Genomic DNA, 7,894 nt, shown 5'->3' with positions numbered 1-7,894 from the left:
GTGCTGCGGCGGCTTCACCCCGCAGCACCGCGCTATCTTCAACCAGCGCATCGCCGCGCGCTATGAGGGCATTCGCGACTATATCGTCGCGCATTACCGGATGAACCAGCGCGGCGGGGCGGGCGATTATTGGCGCGATGCCGCCGTGATGGAGACACTGTCGGACGAGCTGAAGGCGATGATCACCGCCTGGTTCACCGGCGGCGACCTCGACGCCGCGATCGCCGAGCTGGGCATCGGCGGCGCCTATGGCAGCATCAGCTGGCACTGCCTGTTCGCGGGCTATGGCCTGTTCCCGCCCGCAGCGCGGATGCGCGCGGCGGCGCCGGGCGACGGGGCCGCGGACATGCCGGCAATCGAGGATTTCCTACGCCGCGCGGCGCGCAATTTCACCGCTAGTCGCTCGCCGGACTGACCGGGCGGGGATGAAGCGGCGGCCCGTAGCCGAGGGAGCCAAGCTTAGCTACGGGCCGCGACAGTATCTCTACTGCTTTGGTAGAGTGACAGCGGGCGGCGATTCTGGCTAGACTGGAGTCGTTCGGAACGGCGCACCAAAGGCTCCGTTCATCGCCCGAAAAACCGAGTTGGCCCCGACCGCATGACCAAAAAGGGACTCATCATCCGCCATGTGCCGCACGAGGGCATCGCGGGTTTCCGCGAGCCGATCGAGGCGGCGGGCTATGTGCTCGACCGCGTCGATGTCGGCGATCCGGGGTTCGGCCGGATCGATCTCGGCGAACCCGATTTGCTGATTATGATGGGCGGGCCGATGGGGGTTTATGAGCAGGCGGAGCATGGGTGGATTGCGTGCCAGCTGCGGCGGCTCGCGCACCGGCTGGAGGCGGAGCGGCCGACGCTCGGCGTGTGTTTCGGGGCGCAGATGATCGCGGCGGCGATGGGCGCGCGCGTCTATCCGGGGCCGGCGAAGGAGGTCGGCTTCGACGCGCTCACGATCCTCGACGCTGAATCCCCGCTCGGCCAGCTCGCCGATGTGCCGGTGCTGCACTGGCACGGCGACACCTTCGACCTGCCCGAGGGCGTCGAATTGCTGGCGTCGAGCGCGGCCTATCCGCATCAGGCGTTCCGGCGCGGGGCGAATATCCTGGCGCTGCAGTTCCACGCCGAAATGGGGCTCGATCCGCGCTTCGAACAATGGGTCGAGCAATGGCCCGAGGCGCTGGCCGAGGTCGGCAGCTCGCCCGACGCAATGCGCGCCGACCATGCGCGGCTGGGGCCGGGCGCGGTCGATGCGGGGCGGCGGATGGTGGCGCAGTGGCTGGGGGAGTTGGCGGGGTAGGGGCGGGGAGCAGCCGTTCAAATCTCGTCATGCTGAACTTGTTTCAGCATCCATTGCCCGAGCGCGAATTGGGCGCTGCGCTGACGGAAACGGCGGACCATGGATCCTGAAACAAGTTCAGGATGACGATGCCATATGGGTCGCATTTGCTCGAAACCGCTCGCTTGGCGTGACAGGGCGCCGGGCCGCCGGGCGGTGGATCACTGCGCAGACAAGCATCGTTTACGCCGCCTTTACCAGTCCTGGTGCATCACCTTTACCTATATTTGGCAGTGGGGATGAATGATGGACAGCATGCGCGGACTGCTTTCGGGCAGCCACGACCAGGATGACGGGGCGATCGACTCGCCGATCGCCGTCGGGGTCGACGAACGGCGGATGCAGGTGCGCGCCTATAATTATTGGGCGTCTTTGCTCGCCGACCGCGCTTATCCGTCGGTCGAGGATCTCGATCTCGACAATATCGACGACTTCGGTCCCTATTCGGTGCTGCTCGATTTCACGGCGGGCGTCGACAATCCCGGTCTGTCTTTTCTGGGCGACAAGCTCCGCGCCGAGTCGCAGATCGACGAGGATGTGCAATATATTCGCGAGGTCCCCGGCCGCTCCTTGCTGTCGCGGCTGACCGACCATTATCTGCAGATCATCGCGAACCGCGCGCCGATCGGTTTCGAGGCGGAGTTCGTCAACGATCGCGGCACGACGATCATGTACCGCGGCATATTGCTGCCCTTCTCGTCCGACGACGACACGATCGATTTCATCATGGGCGTGATCAACTGGAAAGAGGCGGCTCCCGCCGACCAGGAAGAGGAATTGCAGCTCTCCGTCGAACAGGCGCTGCGCAGCGCGCCGCCGCTGACCGCCCCCGTGCCGGTGTGGGCCGACGGCCCCGACAGCGAACATATCGACGATGAGCCTGCGCCGGGATTCGGGGCGCGGCGCGAGGTCGCGGCGGCGCTGCCGCTGGCGGTCGCCGACGAACCCGCCGCGATGGCCACCGAACTCGACGAGGATGCCGGGCTGGCCGACTGGCTGGCGCTGGCGCGCGAAACCGCCGAAAAGGCGCTCGCCGCCGACAGCCGCAGCCGCAGCGCGCTGTACCAGGCGGTCGGGCAGGCCTGGGATTTCGCGCTCGCCGCCGAAGCGCAGCCGGAGGAATTTGCCGAGCTGCTCGATGATGCCGGGCTGAAGGTGCAGGACCGTGCGCCGATGACGCCGCTGGTCAAGCTGGTGTTCGGCGCCAACTACGACAAGACGCGGCTCGCCGAATATGCCTGTGTGCTGGGCCATGCGCAGGGCGAAGGCCTGGGGCGCGGCGAGCTTGCGACCTATCTCGACCGCTATCCCGGCGGCCTGAAAGGGCTGGTCAAGGATGAGCGCGCGAAGCGCAAGCCGGCGGGCGCGGCGGCGCCGGTCGCCGATGACGCGCTCGACGCGCTGCGCACCGCGCATCCGGCGGTGATCCTGGAACATGACGCCGGCGATGCCGAATTCGTGATCCTGATTGCGCGCGCGATGCCTGGCGGGCATATCGGGATCGTCGCGAAGGCGGCGGAGGATGCGCCGATGTTGGCGAAGCTGTCGCGCAGGGCGGTCCTGATCGCGCCGGGCGGTTGAGCGCGCTCGCGCAATAGACAACCCAAAAATTGAAATAATTTTACGCGGCGCTGCGCTCGGGGGTTGAGCCGCGCGTCGCTGAGGCGCATAGGGGCGGACAGCGAACGGGCCAGCCACCCCCCGGCAGAGGCCCGCTTTTTGGTCGGGAAGCCGTGAACCCTATGCCGCAGAATATATCCGATACGATCGAAGCCGAAACGCCCGCCTCGACAATCCAGATCCCCGCAAAAATCGCCAAGGCCTATCAGATCGCCCTGCACGGCAGCGCGCTTCCCGGCGAAGGCGACGATCTCGACGATAAGGCCTTGAAAGCGGCGGGCGAATTCGCCGCGCGCGCCTCGCTCGACCGGGCGCCGGGCACGCCGTCGCTGCTGCTCGAGCCGCTGATCGCCGACGGCACCGACCGCCGGATGCGCCTGGCGGTGGTCAATGACGACATGCCCTTCCTGGTCGATTCGGTGTCGCAGATCGTCGGCGCGCAGGGGCTGGTGATTCACCGCATCCTCCACCCCGTCGTCGCCGCGACGCGCAACGCCAAGGGCGGGCTGACCGGCGCCGAAGCGGCCACGCCGGGCTGCGACAACCGCGAATCGGTGATTTATATGGAGCTGGAGCGCGGCGATGCCCGCGCGCGCCGCCGCCTGCTCGACGGACTCGAGGGCGCGCTCGCCGACGTCCGCGCGGCGGTGGCCGACTGGCGCGCGATGCGCGCCGCGATGCTCGCCGATGCCGCGATGCGCGTCGAGGGCGAAGCCGCCGAGCTGCTGCGCTGGTTCGAGGGCGGGGCGATGACCCAGCTCGGTCACGAATGGCGCACGCGCGACGGTGCGGTCGAACAGCCGTTGGGCATTTCGGCGAGCAGTTCGAGCCAATTGCTGTCGCCCAACGCGCTCGAAGCGGCCTTTGCCTGGTTCGACAAGGGAGGGCAGTCGCCGCTCCTGATCAAGTCGAACCGGCTGTCGGCGGTGCATCGCCGGGTGCTGCTCGACCTGGTCGTGGTGCCCGAGATGAAGGGCAAGACGGTCGAAAAATTGTCGATCCACGCCGGATTGTGGACGAGCGCGGCGCTGTCGGCGCCGCCCGCCAAGGTGCCGGTGCTGCGCGCGCAACTCGACGCGCTGATGGCGAAATTCGGCTTCGATCCGACCGGCCACGCGGGCAAGGCGTTGGCGCATGCGCTGACCGCGCTGCCGCACGACCTGCTGATCGCGTTCGACGCGCAGTCGCTTGAAGATTTGGTGCTGACCTCGATGTCGATCACCGACCGGCCGCGGCCGAAGCTGGTGATGGTGCGCAGCGCGCTGGGGCGGCATTTGTTCGCCTTTGTCTGGCTGCCGCGCGACGAGGTGTCGACGGGACGCCGGCTCGCGGTCGAATCGCTGCTGGTGCGCGAGGCCAAGGCCGGGGTGATCGGCTGGACGATGGTGCTGGAGGACGGCGGCGCGGCGCTTCTGCGCTACACGCTCGACCTGCGCAGCGGCGGGGTGGTTCCCGATGCGGAGGCGCTCAACGCCCAGCTCGAACAGATGGTGCGCGGCTGGCAGCCCGAGGTCGAAGCGGCGCTCGCCAAGCGCGGCGACGCGGGTCGCGCAGCGGCGCTGGCGTCGCGCTTCGCGCCCTTGTTCCCACCCAATTACCGCAACCTCTATGATCCCGAGGAAGCGGCGCGCGACATCTTGCGGCTGCGCGACCTCGACGCCGACAATCCGCGCAGCGTGCGCCTCGCGCGCAAGAGCCTCGACGGCGACGACCGGCTGCGGCTGAAAGTCTATAGCGCGGTCGGGCCGCTGGCGCTGTCCGACGTCGTTCCCGCGCTCGAGCATTTCGGCTTCGAGGTGCTCGAGGAAATTCCGACGACGCTGGGCGCGAGCCGCATTCCGGGCACCGAGCGCGACGACGAAGTCCCCGCGGTGATCCACGACTTCTCGCTCAAGCTGCCCACGTCGGTCGACGAACTGGCGCTGCTGCCGCACACCGAGGTGATCGAAAAGGCGATCGCGGCGGTGCTCGATGGCAATGCCGAAAACGACGCGTTCAACGAGCTGGTGCTGGTGACGCAGACCGATCCGCAGGCGATCGTGTGGCTGCGCGCCTGGTTCCGCTACATGCGGCAGGGCGGGTCGAGTTACGGCATGGACACGGTGGTCGCGGCGCTGCGCCACGCCCCCGACCTGACGAGCGCGCTGGTCGAGCGCTTCTGCGCGCTCCACGACCCCGCGAAGCGCGACGATGCGCGCGCCGACTATCTCGACAAGGAAATCCAGGCCGGCTTCGCCGCGATCAAGTCGATCGACGACGACCGGATCCTGCGGCTGTTCCACGCGGTCATCGGCGCGACGCTGCGCACCAACGCCTTCGCCCCCGCGGCGGACGAGGCGCTGGCGTTCAAGATCGACAGCGCGTTGGTCCCCGGACTGCCCAAGCCGCTGCCCTGGCGCGAAGTGTGGGTATACTCCCCGCGCGTCGAGGGCGTGCACCTGCGCGCCGGCCCGGTCGCACGCGGCGGGCTGCGCTGGTCCGACCGCCGCGACGACTTCCGCACCGAAATCCTCGGGCTGATGAAGGCGCAGCGCGTCAAGAACGCCGTGATCGTGCCGACCGGCGCGAAGGGCGGCTTCTATCCCAAGGCGCTGCCCGATGCCGCGCTCGACCGCGATGCCTGGTTCGCCGAAGGGACCGAATGCTATCGCATCTTCATCCGCTCCTTGCTGTCGATCACCGACAATCTGGTCGCGGGCAAGGTCGTGCATCCCAAGAACGTCGTGATCCGCGACGGCGAGGACCCCTATTTCGTGGTCGCCGCCGACAAGGGCACCGCGACCTTCTCCGACGTCGCCAACGGGCTCGCGATGGAGCGCGACTTCTGGCTCGGCGATGCGTTCGCGAGCGGCGGGTCGAAGGGCTATGACCACAAGGCGATGGGCATCACCGCCAAGGGCGCGTGGGTCTCGGTCCAGCGCCACTTCGCCGAAATGGGCGTCGATGTGCAGAGCGACAGCATCCGCGTCGTCGGCTGCGGCGACATGTCGGGCGACGTGTTCGGCAACGGCATGCTGCTGTCGAAGGCGATCCAGCTGGTCGCGGCGTTCGACCATCGCCACATCTTCCTCGACCCCGATCCCGATCCGGCGAAGAGCTGGAAGGAGCGCGACCGCATGTTCGCGCTGCCGCGGTCGAGCTGGGCCGATTATAATGAAAAGCTGATTTCGAAGGGCGGCGGCATTTTTCCGCGCAGCCAGAAGAGCATCCCGCTGACCCCCGAGGTGCAGGCGGTGCTCGGGCTGTCGCAGTCCGAAATCGAGCCGGGCGCGTTGATCTCGGCGATCCTGAAGGCGCCGGCCGACTTGCTGTGGTTCGGCGGCATCGGCACCTATGTGAAGGCGGCCGCGCAGAATAATGCCGAGGTCGGCGACCCCGCCAATGACTCGCTGCGCGTCGATGCCGAGGATCTGCGGGTGCGCGCGGTCGGCGAGGGCGCGAACCTGGGCGTGACGCAGGCGGCGCGCATCGCTTTCTCAGGCCATGGAGGGCGGATCAACACCGACTTCATCGACAATAGTGCGGGCGTCGATTGCTCGGATAATGAGGTCAATATCAAGATCGCGCTCAACCGCGAGATGGCCGAGGGGCGCCTGGCGCAGGACGACCGCGATGCGCTGCTCGTGCGGATGACCGACAATGTGTCGGCGCTGGTGCTCGAGGACAATCGGCTGCAGGCGCTGGCGCTGTCGATCGCCGAAAAGGGCGGATCGGCGGCGGTGCCGTCGCTGGTGCGGATCATGGAGACGTTCGAGGCGTCGGGCCGGCTCGACCGCAAGGTCGAGGGGCTGGCGGCGAACGACGAGCTGCTGCGCCGCGCCGCCGAAGGACGCGGGCTGACGCGCCCCGAGCTCGCGGTGCTGCTGTCGACGTCGAAGCTGGCGTTGCAGGACGCGATCGAGAACAGCGACCTGCCCGACGATCCGGCGCTCGGCAGCGACCTGGCGGCGGCCTTCCCCGAGGAGATGCAGCGCGATTTCGCAACCGCGATCGCCGATCACCAGCTGCGCCGCGAGATCATCGCGACCAAGCTCGCCAACCGCATCATCAACCGCATGGGCGTGGTCCATCCGTTCGAGCTGGTCGAGGAAGAGGGCTGTTCGCTCGGCGACGTTGCGGCGGCGTTCGTCGCGGTCGAACGGCTGCTCGGCATGCACGATATTTGGATGTCCCTTGATTCCGCCAAGATCGACGAGTCGATTCGCCTGTCGCTGTTTTCGCAAGCCGCATCGGCGATGGCGTCGCAGATCGCCGACCTGCTGCGCGCGACGTCGGGCGGGGCGCAGCCGGGGCCGGTCGTCGCGCGGCTCGAGCCCGGGGTCGATCGCCTGATGACGGGGGTCGACGGGCTGCTCAGCCCCTCGGTCCGGCGTCAGTGGGACATGCTGTCGCAGCAATTGCTCGACGCGGGCGCGCCCGAGGCGCTGGCCTCGGCGGTCGTGCGGCTGTTCAAGACCGACGGCGCGATCGGCATCGTCGATCTCGCCGAACGGCGCGGCGACGACGAGATTTCGGTGACGCACGCGTTCACGCATCTGGGCGAAGCGCTCGGGCTCGACTGGGCGCAGACGCTGGCGGCGCATATGAGCCCCGCCGATCCGTGGGAACGCCTGCTGGTCAACAGCCTGGCGCGCGATTTCCAGCAGATGCGGTTGAGCTTCCTTGGCGGCTTGCCGGCGGGCGACCTCGACGCGGCGGTCACTGGCTGGCTGACCGAGCAGGCGCCGCGCGTCGCGCAGTTCCGCGCCACCGTCGACCGCGCGCGGACGATCCCGAACCCGAATGGCGCGATGCTGTCGCATATCGCGGGGCAGGCGCGCGGGCTGCTGGGGCGGTAATCAGCGACGGCGCGGGCAATAAATAGGGACAGTCCCTATTTAATCGTCCGCGCCGTTGCCGATCCGCCTGTCGATGGAATTAAATAGGGACTGTCCCTAT

General features: G+C 67.9%; 4 protein-coding genes. All 4 read left to right on the top strand.

The genetic code is table 11. From position 1 onward, the window contains the following. The coding region (locus ACREB7_RS12020) for a tryptophan 7-halogenase (RefSeq protein WP_431592509.1) at positions 1-415 on the top strand (415 nt) is incomplete at its 5' end. Positions 416-598: 183 nt separating this feature from the next. Continuing rightward, positions 599-1,297 (top strand): glutamine amidotransferase, encoded by a 699-nt coding sequence (locus ACREB7_RS12015; protein WP_431592508.1) that lies wholly within the window; start codon positions 599-601, stop codon positions 1,295-1,297. Between the two features lie 285 nt (positions 1,298-1,582). Next, entirely contained in the window at positions 1,583-2,917 is a 1,335-nt protein-coding gene (locus tag ACREB7_RS12010) for a PAS domain-containing protein (RefSeq protein WP_431592507.1), read from the top strand. 161 nt (positions 2,918-3,078) lie between these two features. Continuing rightward, positions 3,079-7,794 carry an NAD-glutamate dehydrogenase gene (locus ACREB7_RS12005; protein WP_431592506.1) on the top strand — a complete coding sequence of 1,572 codons (4,716 nt, stop codon included), beginning with the start codon at positions 3,079-3,081 and terminating at the stop codon, positions 7,792-7,794. Positions 7,795-7,894: the final 100 nt, after the last annotated feature.

The organism is Sphingopyxis sp., from assembly GCF_050725615.1.
Taxonomy (GTDB): domain Bacteria; phylum Pseudomonadota; class Alphaproteobacteria; order Sphingomonadales; family Sphingomonadaceae; genus Sphingopyxis.
The sequence above is the reverse complement of the archived record's forward strand: the minus strand, read 5'-3'. Positions and strand labels throughout refer to the sequence as shown.